The sequence below is a fragment of the Staphylococcus microti genome, from assembly GCF_000934465.1.
GTDB classification, from domain to species: Bacteria; Bacillota; Bacilli; order Staphylococcales; family Staphylococcaceae; genus Staphylococcus; species Staphylococcus microti.
Genome location: NZ_JXWY01000175.1, coordinates 90,627 through 109,117 on the forward strand (window position 1 = coordinate 90,627; position 18,491 = coordinate 109,117).

Annotated in this window: 19 protein-coding genes, 1 other RNA gene and 1 pseudogene; 4 read left to right on the forward strand and 17 right to left on the reverse strand. The window is 37.1% G+C overall.

Translation table 11 applies throughout. The features are described 5' to 3' along the window. Positions 1 to 3 precede the first annotated feature (3 nt). The 5 genes and pseudogenes from TP70_RS11580 to TP70_RS11600 form a co-directional block, all read right to left on the reverse strand. Positions 4 to 480 (reverse strand): dihydrofolate reductase, encoded by a 477-nt coding sequence (locus TP70_RS11580; RefSeq protein WP_044361781.1) that lies wholly within the window; start codon positions 478 to 480, stop codon positions 4 to 6. 18 nt (positions 481 to 498) lie between these two features. Continuing rightward, entirely contained in the window at positions 499 to 1,452 is a 954-nt protein-coding gene (locus TP70_RS11585) for a thymidylate synthase (protein ID WP_044361783.1), read from the reverse strand. A gap of 108 nt (positions 1,453 to 1,560) precedes the next feature. After that, on the reverse strand, positions 1,561 to 1,995 hold the full coding sequence (gene brxA, locus TP70_RS11590) for a bacilliredoxin BrxA (RefSeq protein WP_044361785.1): 435 nt from the start codon (positions 1,993 to 1,995) through the stop codon (positions 1,561 to 1,563). 57 nt (positions 1,996 to 2,052) lie between these two features. Further along, positions 2,053 to 3,167: pseudogene (locus TP70_RS11595) on the reverse strand (conserved virulence factor C family protein). A 28-nt stretch (positions 3,168 to 3,195) separates the two neighbouring features. Next, a complete protein-coding gene (locus TP70_RS11600; RefSeq protein WP_411914118.1) occupies positions 3,196 to 3,432 on the reverse strand; it encodes a zinc-finger domain-containing protein in 237 nt (78 codons plus the stop codon). 216 nt (positions 3,433 to 3,648) lie between these two features. On the opposite strand from TP70_RS11600, the gene TP70_RS11605 reads away from it, so the two are divergent. Both TP70_RS11605 and TP70_RS11610 read left to right on the forward strand, forming a co-directional pair. Beyond that, complete coding sequence (locus TP70_RS11605) at positions 3,649 to 4,350, forward strand: queuosine precursor transporter (protein WP_044361787.1); 702 nt, start codon at positions 3,649 to 3,651, stop codon at positions 4,348 to 4,350. An 84-nt stretch (positions 4,351 to 4,434) separates the two neighbouring features. Then, positions 4,435 to 4,830 (forward strand): ribonuclease HI family protein, encoded by a 396-nt coding sequence (locus tag TP70_RS11610; RefSeq protein WP_044361789.1) that lies wholly within the window; start codon positions 4,435 to 4,437, stop codon positions 4,828 to 4,830. Positions 4,831 to 5,235: 405 nt separating this feature from the next. Here TP70_RS11610 and TP70_RS12825 read toward each other — a convergent pair whose 3' ends face one another. The 10 genes from TP70_RS12825 to TP70_RS11645 all read right to left on the reverse strand — a co-directional run bounded on the left by TP70_RS12825 (position 5,236) and on the right by TP70_RS11645 (position 14,223). Continuing rightward, positions 5,236 to 5,352: a hypothetical protein gene (locus tag TP70_RS12825; protein ID WP_240626973.1), complete on the reverse strand. Its 117-nt coding sequence runs from the start codon at positions 5,350 to 5,352 to the stop codon at positions 5,236 to 5,238. A gap of 69 nt (positions 5,353 to 5,421) precedes the next feature. Then, positions 5,422 to 5,550, reverse strand: coding sequence for a hypothetical protein (locus TP70_RS12830; protein ID WP_240626974.1), 129 nt, complete (start codon positions 5,548 to 5,550; stop codon positions 5,422 to 5,424). Between the two features lie 188 nt (positions 5,551 to 5,738). Further along, entirely contained in the window at positions 5,739 to 6,620 is an 882-nt protein-coding gene (locus TP70_RS11615) for a 5'-3' exonuclease (protein WP_044361791.1), read from the reverse strand. Between the two features lie 12 nt (positions 6,621 to 6,632). Further along, complete coding sequence (locus tag TP70_RS11620) at positions 6,633 to 10,079, reverse strand: dynamin family protein (protein WP_044361793.1); 3,447 nt, start codon at positions 10,077 to 10,079, stop codon at positions 6,633 to 6,635. 313 nt (positions 10,080 to 10,392) lie between these two features. Next, positions 10,393 to 11,301, reverse strand: coding sequence for an EamA family transporter RarD (gene rarD / locus TP70_RS11625; protein ID WP_044361795.1), 909 nt, complete (start codon positions 11,299 to 11,301; stop codon positions 10,393 to 10,395). Positions 11,302 to 11,341: 40 nt separating this feature from the next. Then, complete coding sequence (locus TP70_RS11630; protein ID WP_044361796.1) at positions 11,342 to 12,463, reverse strand: THUMP domain-containing class I SAM-dependent RNA methyltransferase; 1,122 nt, start codon at positions 12,461 to 12,463, stop codon at positions 11,342 to 11,344. 106 nt (positions 12,464 to 12,569) lie between these two features. Beyond that, positions 12,570 to 12,953: RNase P RNA component class B (rnpB, locus tag TP70_RS12110), an RNA gene on the reverse strand. A gap of 41 nt (positions 12,954 to 12,994) precedes the next feature. Continuing rightward, complete coding sequence (gene gpsB, locus TP70_RS11635; RefSeq protein WP_044361798.1) at positions 12,995 to 13,330, reverse strand: cell division regulator GpsB; 336 nt, start codon at positions 13,328 to 13,330, stop codon at positions 12,995 to 12,997. Between the two features lie 19 nt (positions 13,331 to 13,349). Beyond that, positions 13,350 to 13,907, reverse strand: coding sequence for an SLOG family protein (locus TP70_RS11640; protein ID WP_044361799.1), 558 nt, complete (start codon positions 13,905 to 13,907; stop codon positions 13,350 to 13,352). A gap of 13 nt (positions 13,908 to 13,920) precedes the next feature. Then, on the reverse strand, positions 13,921 to 14,223 hold the full coding sequence (locus TP70_RS11645; protein ID WP_044361800.1) for a DUF1798 family protein: 303 nt from the start codon (positions 14,221 to 14,223) through the stop codon (positions 13,921 to 13,923). A gap of 197 nt (positions 14,224 to 14,420) precedes the next feature. On the opposite strand from TP70_RS11645, the gene recU reads away from it, so the two are divergent. Together recU and TP70_RS11655 are read left to right on the forward strand one after the other, a co-directional pair. Beyond that, the gene (recU, locus tag TP70_RS11650; protein ID WP_044361801.1) at positions 14,421 to 15,047 is read left to right on the forward strand and encodes a Holliday junction resolvase RecU; all 627 of its coding nucleotides are present in this window, start codon (positions 14,421 to 14,423) and stop codon (positions 15,045 to 15,047) included. After that, positions 15,044 to 17,245 (forward strand): transglycosylase domain-containing protein, encoded by a 2,202-nt coding sequence (locus TP70_RS11655; RefSeq protein WP_044361802.1) that lies wholly within the window; start codon positions 15,044 to 15,046, stop codon positions 17,243 to 17,245. Before recU ends, TP70_RS11655 begins: the two co-directional genes overlap by 4 nt. 97 nt (positions 17,246 to 17,342) lie before the next feature. Here TP70_RS11655 and TP70_RS11660 read toward each other — a convergent pair whose 3' ends face one another. Beyond that, the gene (locus TP70_RS11660; protein ID WP_044361804.1) at positions 17,343 to 17,732 is read right to left on the reverse strand and encodes a hypothetical protein; all 390 of its coding nucleotides are present in this window, start codon (positions 17,730 to 17,732) and stop codon (positions 17,343 to 17,345) included. A gap of 16 nt (positions 17,733 to 17,748) precedes the next feature. After that, complete coding sequence (locus TP70_RS11665; protein WP_052502916.1) at positions 17,749 to 18,141, reverse strand: hypothetical protein; 393 nt, start codon at positions 18,139 to 18,141, stop codon at positions 17,749 to 17,751. Positions 18,142 to 18,491 lie beyond the last annotated feature (350 nt).

Below are 18,491 nucleotides of genomic sequence, written 5' to 3' on the forward strand. Positions count from 1 at the left end.
AGTTTATTTTCTAGTGAGATGTAAAAATGTATGTGCATATTTATTTTTATCGTCTACGGTGCCCTCAATTGCTGAGTCAACGTGCCAATTTTCAAAAGTATAAGGTGGGAAAAACGTATCCGCTTGGAATTTATCATGAATCACTGTGATGTACATATCATCTACTTTATCAATAAATGATTCAAAAAGCGTTTGTCCGCCAAAGATAAAGACTTTGCCCTCTAATTGTGAAATAGCATCGAGGTTGTGAATGACATCCACACCTTCTGCTTGAAATTCAGGATTACGTGTCAGCACGACATTACGTCTGTTTGGCAAAGGTTTGCCAATAGATTCATATGTTGCGCGTCCCATAACGAGCGTATGGCCTGTCGTTAGTTTTTTTACATGTTTAAGATCATTCGGCAAATGCCATGGTAATTGATTGTTAAAACCAATGCCTCGATTTTCATCGTGTGCGACGAGTATGGATAACGTCAAGATAATCACTCCTCGAAATTACACCGCGATAGGTGCTTTAATAGATGGGTGCGACTCGTAGTTAATGATTTCTAAATCTTCATAATCAATGTCAAAAATCGACTTATCAGAGTTGATGCGTAACGTTGGTGGCGCAAAGCTTGTTCGGGCTAACTGTGTTTGTACAGCGTCAATATGGTTGCTGTAAATGTGTGCATCACCAAACGTATGAACGAACTCGCCAACTTCTAGGCCACATTCTCTTGCGATTAAATGTGTCAACAAGCTATAACTTGCAATGTTGAATGGTACGCCTAGGAAAATGTCAGCACTACGCTGATAAAGCTGACAGCTCAACTTATTATTTTCAACATAAAATTGAAAAAGTGTGTGACATGGTGGCAATGCCATTGTGTCAATTTCTGCAGGATTCCACGCGCTAATAATATGACGTCTTGAGTTCGGATTATGTTTAATTTGTTCAATGACAGTTTGAAGCTGATCATAATGTTTGCCATCAGCACCAACCCAATCACGCCATTGTTTGCCATAGACGTTGCCTAAATCACCATGTTTTTGCATAAATGCGTCGTCTTCGAGAATGGCTTGTTTAAATTTTGCCATTTCCTCATCATACAAAGCTTTAAACGTTGGATCTGTTAATGCGCGGTGACCGAAGTTTGTCATATCAGGCCCTGTATAAACTGCACTTTGAACATATTTTTCGAATGCCCATTCATTCCATATATTGTTGTTATATTGCAGTAAATATCTTAAGTTGGTATCGCCACGAATAAACCAAATGAGTTCAGTTGCAATTAGTTTAAATGATACTTTTTTGGTCGTTAATAACGGAAAACCTTTTGATAAGTCAAAGCGCAATTGATGACCAAATTTTGAAATAGTCCCAGTTGCTGTGCGGTCATCACGTTCATTGCCAATTTTTAATATTTCCGTACATAAATCATGATATGCGCTATCAAATGGATTCATGACGTTCACCTCTTTCCTTTAATCTCTATAATAGACGATTTTTAAAGATTTGAAAAACAAAAAACAAATGCTGGGACAAATGATACGTTGTGCCCCAGCATAGTATGATTAACAGTGTGCATCAAATGCTTCTTTGATATCCATCGCTAAATCATTAATATCTCTACCTTCAATATGTTCACGTGGTGTAAAGTGCACAAGATTTTTTCCTTTGAACAATGCAAAAGAAGGACTTGATGGTACTTGTTGGATGTATGCACGCATCGTTTCAGTTGCTTCTTTATCTTGCCCAGCAAAAACCGTCACTTTATGATCTGGTTTTTTATCGTTTTGTTCAGCTACGGCAACTGCAGCCGGACGTGCTAAACCAGCGGCACAACCACATGTTGAGTTGATCACTACAAATGTCGTTTCATCTTCGTTGCGTGCATCCATATGTGATGTCACAGCTTCAGAAGTTTCTAAGCTCGTAAAACCATTTTGTGTTAATTCTCCGCGCATTTGTGCTGCTAATTCTTTCATATATGCATCATAAGCATTCATGAGTGATTCGCTCCTTTTATATCTTGAATGTTTTATCTTTTGTCATTATAACACCATTTAGCGTTTGCGATTGGCAATTTGTTTCCATACGGAGCCTAACGCTGCTTCACCTTGTTCAATACGTGTTATCGCCATTTCAATTTGTAGGCGTACTTCATAGGCAGCGTCATCTTGATGTGCTTTTAAAGCTGCTAATTGTTCTACCCCGCCTTCATCAAATAAAAACATCGCCGCACGCCAACGTACGATTTTATGCGGGTCATCTAATGCACGGACCATAGCTGGAAGTGCTTCTGCATAGCCTAAATCACTTAATGCGTCGCCAGCAGTTCGTCTTACAGCTGGACTCTTATCTTCCAAACCTCGATATAAATAAGGTAGTGTTTCTTTACTTTCAATCATACTTAACAAAACGACAGCTTCTCGGCGTAACTGTACTTTGTCTTCTGTTAAAGCATATGCTAATAAAGGATAGTCGGCTTCAGTTGGCTTCGGAAAAGCAGTGAGCATACGTAGGCGTTCTTTCCAGTCAGCTGTTTGTTCATAGTCCGCTAATGTAACATGATAGTATGCCTTTTGAGGTACAATATCCGTCGTTTGTTGTGCACGTTCAACGAGTTGTTGTAACGCATTGTCAGGATAAAGTGCCTGCATTTCCTCTTCTACTTCATCCATGATTTCCTCAAGTGTCCCGTAACGAATGCCGAGTGTATGCCATTTTCTTAAAAATACGACATTGTCTCCTGGTTGTTGTGCAGCTGTCATAGCTTCTATAAATCTATCTTCTAGCTGACGTCGTACTTCCTCCGTCGGTGTCGTTAATTTAATTTGGTAAGGAATATCTTTAAATTTTAATATTTCTGCTTTCACTTCGCCAAAATGGGCTTGTGTATCAGCAGACTGTTGCGTGTCATGTTTCTCCCCGTAAGTGTGGCTGTAATACGTGGTAACACATCTTCCCAGTCTGCTTTAGGTATTTTGTCAATCGCCAAAAAATCTAAAACGTAAAAAATGGATTTCACACCATCGACAGCTAACAAATGATTAATAAATGCTGGTTGGTTTTCGTTGATTTCAGTGTAGGTCGTTGATTGATTATCTTGACGTTGCTCCGAAATAACGACTTTCATCGTATTCGGACTTGGCGTCGGTTCAATTTTTATAATTTCCATATTGCGTATTACCCCCGTTATGCAATGGTTATTGCAATTGCTTACCTAAGGTTTGGATACGTTGACCTATTGAACAAGAATGAATACAAAAATGATGTGCAGCCGTTTTACTCTCTTCTTTTCGCAAGTGCGATTTGATGAGGCATTGCGAACAATAGTCGTTCATTAATGTATCAATCGTTGCAATTGCTACTTTTTTGTCTTCAGTTAACATATCTGTCACCTCTCTTAATTGTCGTGATACAAACATACATAATGGTAACATGATTCGCACGCGTGTTGAAATGTTTGACTCAAACCTCAACTGAATAGTTTATCTATAGATCGGACAAGACTAAAAATGTGTTAAGTATGATCAAAGGATATATGTACGCGATGTGTAAATCGTTATTGAAAAATAAGTTTGACTGTTTTATGATAGATAAGTTGTTAATCAGCGGTTTCTAAACACCCGCATTATCAAAATTTAGGAGGATGTTTTATGTATAACGAGTTAGTAGGTCTGGGTGCCTTTCTAGTCACTTTTGTATTAATGGTAATGATGTTCCGATTTTTCGGGAAGCAAGGTTTGTATGCTTGGGTTGCTATGGGAACGATTATTGCCAATATACAAGTGTTAAAAACGGTCGATATTTTTACAATCTCTGCAACATTAGGGAATGTTATGTTTGCCTCTATTTATTTAGCGACAGACATTTTGAACGATATTTATGGTCGTAAAGTCGCTAAAAAAGCAGTGTGGCTTGGTTTTTCTTCAACACTTGTGATGATTGTTGTTATGCAAATCTCATTAGCTTTCGCACCGAGTGAAGCGGATGTTGCACAAGATGCGTTACAAACTATTTTCGGTGTGATTCCACGTATCGCATTGGCGTCGATTGTCGCATATATTATTGGACAGCATATAGATGTCTTTGTGTTTAATGCCATTAAAAAAGTGTTTAAATCAGATCGTACATTTATTATCCGTGCATACGGTAGTACAACATTGAGTTCCATTATTGATACGGCATTATTTGTATTGATTGCTTTTTATGGCGGTCCATTACCAAGCCAAGTGATTTTTGAAATATTCATAACGACATATTTATTAAAATTAGGTTCTACGATTTTCAATGTGCCGTTCGGTTATTGGGCGAAGTCAATGTATCGTCGTGGTAAAATCAATGATGATGACATTTAAAGATTGATATATCATAATAAGGGTGACTCAGAATGTGTTGAACTTTCTGATGTCCCCTTTTTTATAGTTAAGGAGTTTGATAGCATGGCGAAAATTTATTTTGATGCAGCGACTAAAGGAAATCCCGGTATGAGTGCTTGTGGTATTGTGATTGTAGAAAAAGCGGAGCGCCACACGTATGCGCAAGTATTAGGAGAAATGGACAATCATAGCGCGGAATGGGAAGCGTTAATTTATGCGTTACAACAAGCCATAGCGTTACAAGTCCCTAACGCATTGATATATACAGATTCTCAATTAATAGAAGATGCGGTCAATCGCAATTATGTAAAAAACAAACAATTTAAACCATATTTAGAAAAGTTCAATCAACACGCACAAAAGTTTGATTTATGTTTTGTGAAGTGGGTGCCACGTGGACAAAATAAAGAAGCGAATCAACTCGCACAACAAACCCTTTATCGTGCAACAAAACAATAGAGAATATATGAAGAAAGAGACGATAATTCATTTTGAAAAGAAACCTTCTCTTTTTATAAGCTGTCTATCTTTTGATGGATAGATTTTTACAAGTACCTGGATATGTACAGGATATTTTTTGCTATCATTGTTTTTTATCGCTCGCTTTCATGCAAGACTCACTCGAACTAATAAACACTTTAATTTGAAGCATTTTTACGGCTTATGCTGCAAGGCGTCTTGCAATAGAATAGTTCGTTCCAGCTATTATCACGTAAAGTTTAAGCAACTTAGCAAATGAAGTTATTCTTTTAGAAGCTGATACATAAAAAAATTAATAGCACTCAGGATAAAAAAATCCTGTCTATCATCAAAGGAAAATATCAAGTACTTTTTATAGTATGTTTGCATGTTTGCTCTATTTCATTATATTTTTTCACGTTGACGTTTCTTGTCTAAATACCAAAAATGTGTTTTTCTTCCAATGAATAATAATGTCGGTAGGCACAGTAAAAACAGCGTCAAATAGTTCACAAAGCTCATACTTGAAACCTCCAAATATTAATAGTAAGATAAATGTGTAAGGGTGGAGCACAGAGCTCCACATAATGTTTATTCTTTGTTGTTAGGCTTTTGGCTAATGTAACCAAGATGCCATAGCCTAAGTTGTTTTAATGTTCCTGGGATAATCAGTACGGCGAATACTGGATATTCTAGGAACATTTTTATTATGTCTCGCATAAGGCTCACCTCCTTACACATAGAAATGTAAGTCAGTTAATAACTCACAATATCATTAGACTGCTGAAAGGGTGTTTAGTCAATATATTTTCATTATTTATTTAATTTGATGCGATAACCAAATAAAGAGACGGTACTTGTACACGTTTGAATGTACAGCTACCGTCTCTTTTTATATTGTATTGAGATTATAATGTTTGAACATATTTTTTAGCGACACGTAATTCGTGTTGATCACATACGTTTAAAATATGTGAGAAATCAGGTGTGAATGCCATCTGTTGCCATAGTTCATCTGTGTTGATTGGTGCATCACAGACAATTTCAGCAAGTTGTTTTGAACAAACTAAGTTGTCCATATCTGCATTAATTTTTTTCTGTTGTCCTGCTGTTAACGATGCAATGTTGGCGATGACATTCTCAACAGAGCCATATTGTTGAATTAACTTAATGGCTGTTTTTTCGCCAATACCTTTGACGCCAGGATAACCATCAGCTGTATCTCCCATAAATGCTTTGACATCGATCAGTTGTTTTGGTGCTAAGCCATAATGGTCACGAAAAGCGGCATCATCGAATTTCAAATACTCTGTGAAGCCCTTTTTAACAAGCCATATGTGAATGTTTTCAGCTGTACATTGCAGTAAATCACGGTCACCTGTTATCACATACACTTGATGTTCCATGTTTTGCCCTGTTTGTGTTGCGAGTGTTCCGATAACATCATCAGCTTCGTAATTCGGTAAGCCGATGTTAAAGAAACCGAGCGCTTCTGAAATATGCTGAACATGTGAAAATTGTGGCATGAGCGCTTCGGGTGGCTCAGGTCGATTTTGTTTATAACCTTGAAACAGTTCATTACGAAAAGTCGTTTTCCCCATATCCCAACAAATCGCCATATGTGTGGGTTGAATATCTGTAACTGCACGTAAAACATGGCGGACAAAGCCTTGTGTGCCATTCGTTGGAATGCCTTTTGATGTTATCATAAAATTTTTGTGAACACTTGTTGCGTAGAAATGGCGAAATAACAAAGCCATGCCATCTACTAATAGTATGCGTTTCGTCATAATCATTATCCTTTAATTCAATATTTGTTTAAGTTTAAGTAATGCTTGTTGTAATGTCTTTTGTTGTGTTTGATCTAATTCAAACGCTAACAATTTGCTGATCTCTTGTTGTGCCGCTTGTTCAAGTGTTGCTAATTCGTGTTGTGCTGATGTTTTTAAACCGTCAGCATATGTGTGTAGTGCTTCTTTTAATTGCTCAAGACGAGGCTGTAATTGTGTGACTGTCATCTCTTTAATGAGTGTTTGCACTTGTTGTTGCTGTTTCGGTTGTAGGACGTTCTTTTTAGTTAATTGTTTAGGTAACGCATCAACAAACGCCGATAAATCTAATTGTAAATATGGTTTTTCAATATTTTCCGCTGTCAGCTGATGATCTGGTTGTACAATAATATGATGTTGGGCCATTTCAGTCACGTTTGGCGCCAGCTGATGCGCAAATTGTGTTTCAAAATGCTTTTTCATACGATTTACGAGCAAAGTTTGTTCTAAATACAATTTTTGGTGTATGTGATCAAGATACGTCTTTGCAGCATGTCGTTTTGCCACTTTAAAGTCATCGGTATCTGTCATTTGTGTATTAAAGACCGCTTTGACATTATCTTGTAACTGAATGTTAAGACGCTCATTAAGATAATAAATTTGATCGTCTAGTTCACTGTTGTATTGCTGTTGAACGGCATGAATGATTTGTTCAGGGAATACGCGTGTCGTTTCAAAGCGTTGCAAGTATTGACGGTTTTGCTCGATTTGTTGTGCGTTGTTTTCAACATCGGCAAGCATCGTTTCAAGTGATTGTGTAATCGCCTCTAACTGATGGATGACTTGCTTTTCAAGCACTTGTTTTGATTCGACGTCCGCAAATGTTTGAATCGCAGTTTGTAGTTGATCGACACCTGCATCGCCACCACGTAGTGCTTCACGACTCGAAACGTCAAAAATGTCGCAATGCATACCGACTTGTGCAAGTGCGTCTTTCGTATAATCATGTACCGCCTGAAGGTCTTCGGTACTCTCAGCAAGGTCTGTCGCATTAATGACCATTTTGAATGCTTGATGTTCAATAAGTTGGTTCATCTCTTTCATATGTTCAATAAACGCCTTGTCATTATCAGTAAAAGCATGATTGAAATAACTTACATATAAAATTAAATCTGCAGTCGCTAAGATTTTTTCTGTTTCATTCGTATGACGTTGGTTGTTTGAATACAATCCAAGTGAGTCAACGATAATTTTATCTTTTAGCCAGTCATGTTCAAGCTGTAAATGAACGGTTTTGACAAACGTTGCATACGCATCTTTTGCACTCCATTTTTTAAGTTCATCTTGTGGAATTTCCAGGTCATAGCTGTCAGTTGTCAATGATTCATATAGCGTATAATTCGTTTCAATCGCTTCAATAAAAGCGAGTTTATTTTTATCAATACGCCCTTTTAAATCTCGTAAGTCTTGTGCAAAAAAGTCATCAATCGACGTAAAATGATAGTCGACAGCTTCAACGACATCATTCAATTCATCTAATAACATCTCTTTCGTTTTGAACGTTACAGTATTTTGATTACCGTATGAGATTTCAGTCGTTGCTGCCGTTGTTGGGTTCGGTGAGCTCACTAAATATTGGTCGCCGAGCAGTGCGTTAATAAGGCTACTTTTACCGGCACTAAACGTACCGAACACCCCTATTTTAATCACTTGATTGTCCATGCGTGTGATGGTATCTTGCATATTTTTTACTTGTGCATCGTATAGTGACAGTTCAGATAAAGTTGAAAGTGCCTGTTCAATATGATCACGCTGAGATTGATGTGAATTTGTAGCGTTAGTGACATTTTCATCAATTGTCTCACGCGTTTGAGTCGTTGATTGCGCAGGCGTATACGTAATTTGAGTGCGGTCAATCAACTTATCGAGTGAATCATCGAGATGAATGTAATAATGTTGATAGTTTTCTGTGTCTAATGATGTTTTTAACACACGCAATGTGTGATAGCGCTCATAAGCATCCGTCTCATCATTGTGTGACACATGATTGAGTTCTACTTGCACATTGTTGACAATCTCGTCATCGAGTGGCTGAGACTGTTTCATCACGTATTGACCGATTTTTTTCATCAATGCGTCAGAAAAAGTTAAGACGTACTGGTTGCTGATTTTTACTTGCATTTGATATAAATCTGTAACGAGTGTAGCCGGAATATCAATGTTTTGATTTAAAATACGGTCGTTAAGAGCTGTATCATCAATAAAACGCGTTAAAAATACCATATCTGCCTGCATTGGTTTTAAAATTTCTTGAGTTACTTGTGTTTGTAGTGCTGACATAAGTGTGGCAAGGCGTTCTTCACGTGCTTGTTCAATTTTTTTACGTTTATTAAAAAGACCGCCCACTGAAAAATCTTTCGTCATACTTTCTAAATAAAAACGAATATGTTCACGCATGTCATGGGACATAATATAAGCGTTGTCGATAATTGACTTACGTTGCGATTCTAAATGTTGTCGCAACGCTTCTGGATTGCCGATTAATTGTGCTTCATCGTGGACTGACACTTCTTCTAAATGTTTTTCATAAGCGTCGTCAAAAGCAGATGCTTCGATATTTAATGCTTCTAGGCAACTGTCCATTTGCTGTGTTAAATAGTTTGATTGATGTGTTTGAATAAAGTCAACCATGCGTGCAACATAATCTGCCAGCGGTTCACGATGTTCATCTTGTTCGTGCATATACGCTTTTAATGCTTCAAATTGATTTTCAGGATGTTCAAACTTTGTGACATAAAAGATTTTTTCGAGTGTAATGTCCCAATCTGCTAATGATTTTGACACACGTGCTTTAAATGCCTCAAAAGAAAGTTCCGCATCGTTATGTTTATCAATTTGGTTAATAATAAACGTCACTGGAATCCCAGCTTCGTTTAATTGCTTCATGAATTGAAAGTTCAAAGCAGATTGCACATGGTTGTAATCCACTGTATAAAAAACCATGTTACTTGTGTATAAAAAGCGTTCTGTACTATGACTATGTGATTTAACGTTGGAATCGACACCCGGTGTATCTTGGAACGTAAAACCGTTGTGGTAGTCGTCGGATTGGAAACGAATATCAATCGACTCCACATTGTAGTTTTCTTTGTTCATTTGCTTTACATCATCATAAGATGAAAGTTCAGTGTACTGTTGCCCTTCAATATTAGCAGTAATTCCCGGCGTATCTGCAACTGTAACTAATGCCGTATTACTTGTCGTTGGTACCGGAGAGCTTGGCAAGATGTCTTGACCAATGAGATTGTTAATAATAGTTGATTTACCGGCAGAAAAGTGGCCGACAAAAGCCATTGTATAGTGATTTAAATAAACTTTTTTAATCACTTGGTTAATCGTATGTACAAAAGCCGTATGGTCCGACTTTTCAACTTCTTTTTTTAATTTATAAAGTATGTCTAACTGTTCAATATTTTTCATTGTGATAATTCCCCTTGTTTGTTAGTACTTATATGTTATTGTATAGCATTTAAGCGAAAGATAAAATATAAGAAATACACTTCTGTACGTATTCATCTATTGGGGCACAGCGTTGTAACCTAAAAAAAGGGAGCGGGACAGAAAGCTTATTTTTACAAAAAGCTTTCGTCGTCCCGCCCCGGCAAGGGTGACTAGAAGTGAAAAAAGTTTTTTAAAACGTATTTTCACTTCAGACACCTACTGCCATTTACAAATATTTGCTTACTTATTTAAAAAATTTTTCCTATGTGCCAGCCCCTTTTGATTATTCGTACTATGCAAATGGTTGTGGTTTACGACGCATTTTCACAATTTGTGATAACACATAAATGAAAATACCGAACCAGATAAAACAAAATGTAATAAATTGATCCGTGTTGAACGGTTCTTTAAATACAAAGATACCATTTAAGAAAATGAGTGTCGGTCCAACGTACTGGATGAAGCCGATTAATGACAACGGTATGCGGACGGCAGCTGCTGAAAATGCGAGCAATGGGACGGCTGTTACAATACCTGAAAAAAGCAACCAAAATGTGGCGCCATTCAACCCGACACTTAGCCCATGTGTCTGTCCGACTACAAGCAAATAGATCAGTGCCATGGGTGCTGTCGCAACGGTTTCAATGGTGATACTACTTACTGCACTTAATGGTACAAGCTTTTTCAACAAACCGTAAATACCGAATGAAAAGGCTAAAACAAGTGAGATAAATGGAAATTCTCCCACTTTGAATGTCATGTAGAGAACGCCAATTGTAGCGAACAAGATGGCACACCATTCAAGTTTGTTGAAGCGTTCTTTGAAAAAAATCATCGCAAGTACGATACTGACTAACGGGTTAATATAATAGCCTAAACTTGTTTGTAAGACGTAATTTGCATTGATCGCATAAATAAACGTTCCCCAGTTTAGCGTTACCACATAACCTGCTATGATAATGATTAATAGCTTTTGAGGCGCTTTTACAAATTGTTGTAAATCAGATTTTAATTGCGCACCTTGTTTTGTAAGTGGAACGAGTATTGCCATAAATAGTAAAGACAACACAATACGAAACATTAATATCTCTGTTGCATCAATGCCTTTAATAAGTGCCCAATATAATGGCAAAATGCCCCACATCGTATAGGCAGCTAACGCAAAGAAAACGCCTTGTTTAAATGAAGCAGCATTGTTCATTCACTCACTCCCTTTAATGTGATCTGAAATGTACATAGGTTTATTTGTTCGCCCAATATTGATAGTATGTCGTTTCGATATAACCATTGAATAGTTTACGACGTTTCGTTGCTTTACGATTAACGAGATATTCAAATTCTTTACTACTTGTCATAATATACATAGATAGTTGTGGGTTTTGTTGTAGTAACTTGCCTAAGTAGCGATACATTTCTTCTACTTCATCTCTTTCCCCGATACGTTCACCATATGGTGGGTTACCGATTAAGCCGATTGGGCCATCATGATCAACGGTTAATGTGTTGACATCTTTTACTTCAAATTGAATAATGTCGCCAACACCAACTTCATCCGCATTGCGTTGTGCAATTTCAATCATTTCTGGATCAATGTCAGAAGCGAAGATTTGAATGTCTTTGTCATAATCAGCTTGTGCATCAGCATCTGCACGCATTTGTTCAAACAAACCATCTGGAATGATTGACCATTTTTCAGAGACGAAAGAGCGATTAAAACCAGGTGCAATATTTTGTGCGATTAGGCATGCTTCAATGGCAATAGTCCCAGAACCACAGAAAGGATCGATAAGTGGTGTGTCCCCCGTCCAATTTGCTAGTTTCACTAAACTTGCAGCTAATGTTTCTTTAATCGGTGCTTCCCCTTGCGCAAGTCGGTAGCCACGTTTGTTTAAGCCTGATCCAGACGTATCAATTGTCAATAAGACGTTATCTTTTAAAATATTCACTTCGACAGGATACTTAGCACCTGTTTCATCTAACCAACCAGATACTTGGTGTTCGGCTTTTAATTTTTCCACAATGGCCTTTTTAGTAATAGCTTGAACATCAGGTACACTGTGTAACATAGACTTTAAACTACGCCCTTGTACTGGGAATTGTCCGTCTGCAGGAATGATGTCATGCCACGGTAATGCTTTCGTTTTTTCGAATAATTCATCAAATGTCGTTGCTTTAAATTGTCCGACAATCAGCTTCACACGGTCTGCTGTGCGCAACCATAAGTTTGCTTTAACAATAGCTTGTGCATCGCCATTAAAATAAATACGTCCATTTTCAACACGTGTGTCATAGCCTAATTCTTGTACCTCTTTGGCTACAATCGCTTCAAGCCCCATCGGACATACCGCTAATAATTGATACATATTAATCCTCCAAAATGTTGTTTTTCTATTTAAATTCGTTAGATACATAGATTGATAAAGGCTGGGACACATATGATGCCCCAGCCTCGTTTACTAGTCGTAATATTTCTATAAGCCATGTTCTGTTCCTTAGTACTTTATACGTGCACTAGCTGCACTCGTACGCCGGTGGTAATCATCTGTCTAAAGTATGATTTACATACATTCTCGTTTATGCGTTGAATTCCGCTAAACAAGTGCTCCTACCAAATTTGGATTGCTCACTCGAGGGGTTTACCGCGTTCCACCTCTACTATTTCTAGCAGAGCTACGTCACTGTGGCACTTTCAAACTATTATAACCGTATCCTAAGACTTAGGTTAATTCGTTGCCGTCAATTTGCATTGCCTTGACTTATTGTTTCATCAAGCACGAACACTACAATCATCTCAGATTGTGTGAGCATGGACTTTCCTCTATAAATATAAATTTATAGCGATTACCCAAAATATTACTTCAAAATTATATCATCTTAATCATTAAAAGCAATGGTTATTTGCCAAAGACCGCTTTTTCTAAATTTGAAATACGTTTTAAAATATCAACGTTACTGTTTTGACTTGAACCTTGACTTGAAAATCCTTTGCTTTCTTGTGGTCGACCAGAAGCAACTCGAATGCGTAAGTCTTCAATTTCTTTTTTGAGTTTGTGATTTTCTTCTGATAACTTAATCACTTCATTGTTTAAATCTGACATCTTTTGATAATCAACGATAATGTCATCCAAAAAAGCGTCGACTTCTTCCGGACGATAGCCACGTACGACTGTTTTTTCAAAATCTTTTTCATAAATATCTTTTGCAGATAATTTTAACGAAACATCTGACATGTGCGCCACCTCATTTATTTCATATTTCATTTGACCACTGTAAATCATTGATAAAACTCGTGATTTCGTCAAATGTCACAACATCACAAGTATAGTGTGTTTGTTCCATAAAATCAACTAACTTTCTTTTAAAATACTTAGGACTCGCTTCTTGTTCTTCATCATAGATTAAGACTGTTAAATCTGTATGATCTAACATAAATTGATCGGCAGCTTGAAATTGGTGTGGGCCTTCATAGTCTGTGTGATACACACTGTTGACATAATCAGCTTGTGCAATCATCGCTTGATATTGCGCTTGCTGTGCATCACGCCATTTAGATGTATGATTTTGAAACGGCGCGATAACACCCAGTTTTAGTTCGGGATATGTTTCTTTCAATTCAATCACACAGTCAGCTGCCCACAGTTCAATACCGAGTTGTCCTTGTATTAACACCCACTCAAGCCCTTCTTCAATATAACTAATCAATTTCTGTTTAATAAAGGCTTTTAAATATTTTACTTCTTTGGCATCATCGCTAAAAATATTTAGTTCATATGATTTGTAACCTGTTATATACATTGATTTATACATGCTATTTTACCGCCTATTGCATCATCGTCATTATATCGTGTTTCACCGTTTTAAGTTGATCATAAAACTGTTTTTTGCTTGTACGTTTATCGTGACAAGATACCGATAAAGTTTGAAGCAATGTTACTATGCGCGTACGTTGTGTAGAAAATGCGTCTGTCATTTGCTGCATATCGTCAAGTTGCTGATCAATTTGTGCAACGAAAGGCACGATGTCTGTATGAAAATCAAACACATGCCCTGCACGTGCCGCATGGTATCTCGATTCAATTTCTGAAACGTCTAACAGTAATGATTGGCATACATTTTCGGCCATTAAAATCACCTTACCCTCACTCCGTATATTATCATAAAAAGCAACAAAACTTGATAACAACACGCTTTTGGGTAACAGAGAGCGGTCATCTATGTTACAATAATGTCAGTTTATGAATCATATCAATAAGTACGTATTCATAAACCACCTACCCTAATATGTTTATAGGGCATAACAGATGGAATGTAGGTGAGACTATGAACTACCCAAATGGTAAGCCTTTTAGACAAAATAAGACTCAAGGCGGAAGTCATCGTACACCGAAATCAAGTACGATTAAATATGGTGGTCGTGGTATGTCATTGGAAAAGGACATCGAACGATCTAACAAGCATTACTTGAATACAGATGTTGCGGTGATTCATAAAAAACCAACACCCGTTCAAGTAGTACGTGTTGATTACCCAAAACGGAGTCAAGCTGTCATTAAAGAGGCTTACTTTAGAACGCCTTCTACAACGGATTATAACGGTGTTTATCGTGGGCACTACATTGATTTTGAAGCGAAAGAAACGACGAACAAAACATCTTTTCCACTCCAAAATATACATGCACATCAAGTGGAACATATGCGCCAAGTCGTGCAGCATGGTGGGATTGCATTTTTGTTATTGCGTTTTAAAGGAAGAGATGAGACCTATTTACTCTCATACAACGCTTTTATCGGGTTTTGGCAACGCTATTTAGATGACATCAAAAAATCAATTTCAGTTGAAGAAGTGCAAGAAAATGGTTACTATATTCCTTATCAGTATCAACCGAGATTAGATTATCTTAAAGCTGTTGATAAGTTGATATTAGATGAAAGTGAGGACCGCCTATGACGGAAAAAAAAGGGACTTCTAATGGTTCTAAGAAGTCCGGTCAAAAAAAGAATAGAAATATTAAGCGCACAATCATAAAAGTGATCAGCTTTTGTGTATTAGCTTTTGTTATTTTAGCATTACTGGGTGTGCTACTTTTCGCTTATTATGCGTGGAAAGCACCCGCATTTAATGAAGCAAAGTTACAAGATCCAAGCCCTGCTAAAATATATGATCAAAACGATACACTTGTTAAAACACTTGATAACGGTGCGAGACGTGAACATGTTGATTTGAAAGATGTACCAGATCAACTAAAAGACGCTGTACTTGCGACTGAAGACAACCGTTTCTACGATCATGGTGCTTTAGACTATAAACGTCTATTTGGTGCAGTGATTAAGAACGTAACAGGTGGCTTTGGTTCACAAGGGGCATCAACATTGACGCAACAAGTTGTTAAGCGTACATTTTTAACGGATCAAAAGTCGATTGAGCGTAAAGCACAAGAAGCGTACTTATCTTATCGCCTTGAGCAAGAGTATTCTAAAGATGAAATCTTCCAAATGTATTTGAACAAGATTTACTACTCTGATGGTGTGTACGGTGTTAAGGCAGCTGCGAGATACTACTTTGACAAGGACTTAAAAGACTTGAACTTAGCAGAAACAGCTTACCTTGCTGGTTTACCACAAGTGCCGAATACGTACAACATCTATGATAATCCGGAAGAAGCAGAGAAACGTAAAGATACGGTGCTCTATTTGATGGCTTATCATAATCGTATTAGTGAGAAGGAAAAGAAAGAAGCACAAGATACACCTATCACAGCGAACTTGGTAGACCGTTCAGCGGAAGATCGTGAAATCAAGCCAGATGACAGCTCACAACAGTATGATTCATATCTGAACTTTGTGAAGCAAGAACTGATGAACAATGAACAGTTCAAAGGTCGTAACTTATCTGACATCTTGAACAGCGGTATTAAGATTTATACGTACATGGACAAAGATGTTCAAACTGTATTGCAAAGCCGTATCGATAATGGTGGTTACTACAAAAATGATGAACAACAAGTGGGTGCAACAATTGTTGACAGTCAAACAGGTGCATTGACAGCGATTTCTGGTGGTAGAAACTATAAAGACGTTGTACAACGTAACCAAGCGACAGATGCACACCCTACTGGTTCAACATTGAAACCATTCTTAGCGTATGGACCTGCCATTGATAACTTACAATGGGCAACGAATCATTCGTTACAAGATGAATCAGCCTATTATCTTGATGGTGGTACATTCCGAAACTACGATGGTAGAGGCCATGGCGTCGTAACAATCTATGATGCATTGCGACAAAGTTTTAACATTCCTGCGTTGAAAACATGGCAAACAGTTAAAGAACAAGCTGGCGATAGTGCACCAACTGACTTCTCAGCTAAAGTGGGCTTAGAATATGAGAACCCAAATATTGGACCTTCAGAAGTATTAGGTGGTTCATCATCTGAATTCTCCCCTGTTCAACTAGCGTCTGCATACGCATCATTTGCGAATGGTGGTACGTATAACAAAGCGCATTCTATTAAAAAAGTTGTTGAAGCAAATGGTAATACAATTGAGTTTGACCATACGAGTCATCAAGCGATGAACGATTACACAGCGTATATGATTACACAAATCTTAAAAGGTACATTTGATACTTACGGTTCAGCTTATGGTAATGGCGTACCAGGTGTCAATGTTGCAGCGAAAACAGGTACAGGTACGTATGGTGATCAAACATACCAAGAGTACAGCTTACCTGATTCAGCAGCGAAAGATGTATGGATTGCTGGTTACTCACCACGTTACACTATGTCAATATGGATGGGCTTCGGCAAAGTAAAACTTTACGGTGAAAACTCATTCGTCGGAACATCAGAACAAAAATTACCACAATACTTATTTAGAGATGTTATGGGTGATATTAACCCACAAGATGGTATGGACTTCGACCGCCCTGCTTCTGTTGGTGGTAGTGGCCGTAGCTTATACGTAGCACAAGCACCAGATGGCAATGTAACAAGCAACTTTACAGAGTCTAGCGGTGGTACAAATAGCAACTCTAACAATAAGCAAAGTGGTCAAAACTTGAGTAACTCAAACAATCAAGGTAATAGTAACAACAACAATAACAATAATAACGGTGGCTTTTTCAGCAACCTTTTCGGTAATAACTAAATCAAATTAAGAACTGGGATATGATTCCCGGTTCTTTTTTTAATTGGATAAAATGTAAAAAACGCACAACCGATAAGATTGTACGTTTCTATAAGTATCAAATAGTCGATAATTTTTCCTTATACGGCTCCCCTTTAAGGACACGATCGATTGATTTTTTCTTCTGACGTGGTTGTTTCTCTATTGAAAGTTTTGGTGGTACGTCTTGTTTAATGATTTTTAAACAAATGTATAGAACAATTGGATAAGCATTGAAAACAGTCATCAATAATTGTTGTGCCTTTGTTTTATCCACATGTTTCACGTCGTTGTAAATGCGAATATGACCCCAAATTAAAATAAAAGGCATGGCAAATAAAGTGACAAAATTAAATTTCACATTGTTTTCATAAGCACTAATAGCGGTGTAGGCAACTGTTGAGAGATAAAGTACTGTGATACCAGTCAAAATAAAAATAATGAAAATTGTAAGCATCTCGACGATCATAATAATTCACTCCTTTTTACTGTTTCCGTGTCGAAAAAATATAAAGGAAAATATCTATTATACATACGGAAACTAAAATCATTGATACGATGAAATAGCTGATGATGTACCAATGTTGGTTGATAATCATACTAAACCTTTGAAAATGAATGACTAAAATGGCTAATAAGCTATTAAAGAAAAGAAAAAGCGTTGGGAGAATATAACCAATTCTGCGTAAAATAATAGTGATTTTACCGTGAGTGCTTTTTGCGTAGTTTTCGATTGCTATAGGAGAAAAGTATAAAAACACACCTAACATTGCAACGGCAAAATTTTGTGTTTTTATGATGGTCAATATGTTTGCAAAAGCGGCAATAAGACAATACATTGCTTTGATACAATAAATTTTAGCTAGACTTTTATTCATTTTGGTGGAGTTCCTACTTTTGAAAATTTTTGGTCCCTTTCCACGCTACAGGTTTCCTGTATACCCATAAATTTCTGCCACTTACTTCATATCCCATTGATTAGATTATATCACAACAACCGATTAAGTAAATAGTTAAATATAGTTTTCAAATAAATCTAAATTACTCGTATAGATGATTTAAATCGTAGCACACAAGCCTAAGTAAGTGACAAAAAACGTGTGATTAAATGCTTATTATAAACTGGACCCTATAGATTAGACACTAAAAAAAGAGTGTCGGTCTATAGGGTTATTTTAATGTATAATTTGAGTAACTACTCTAATGACTGAGAGGTGCAAATTGATGA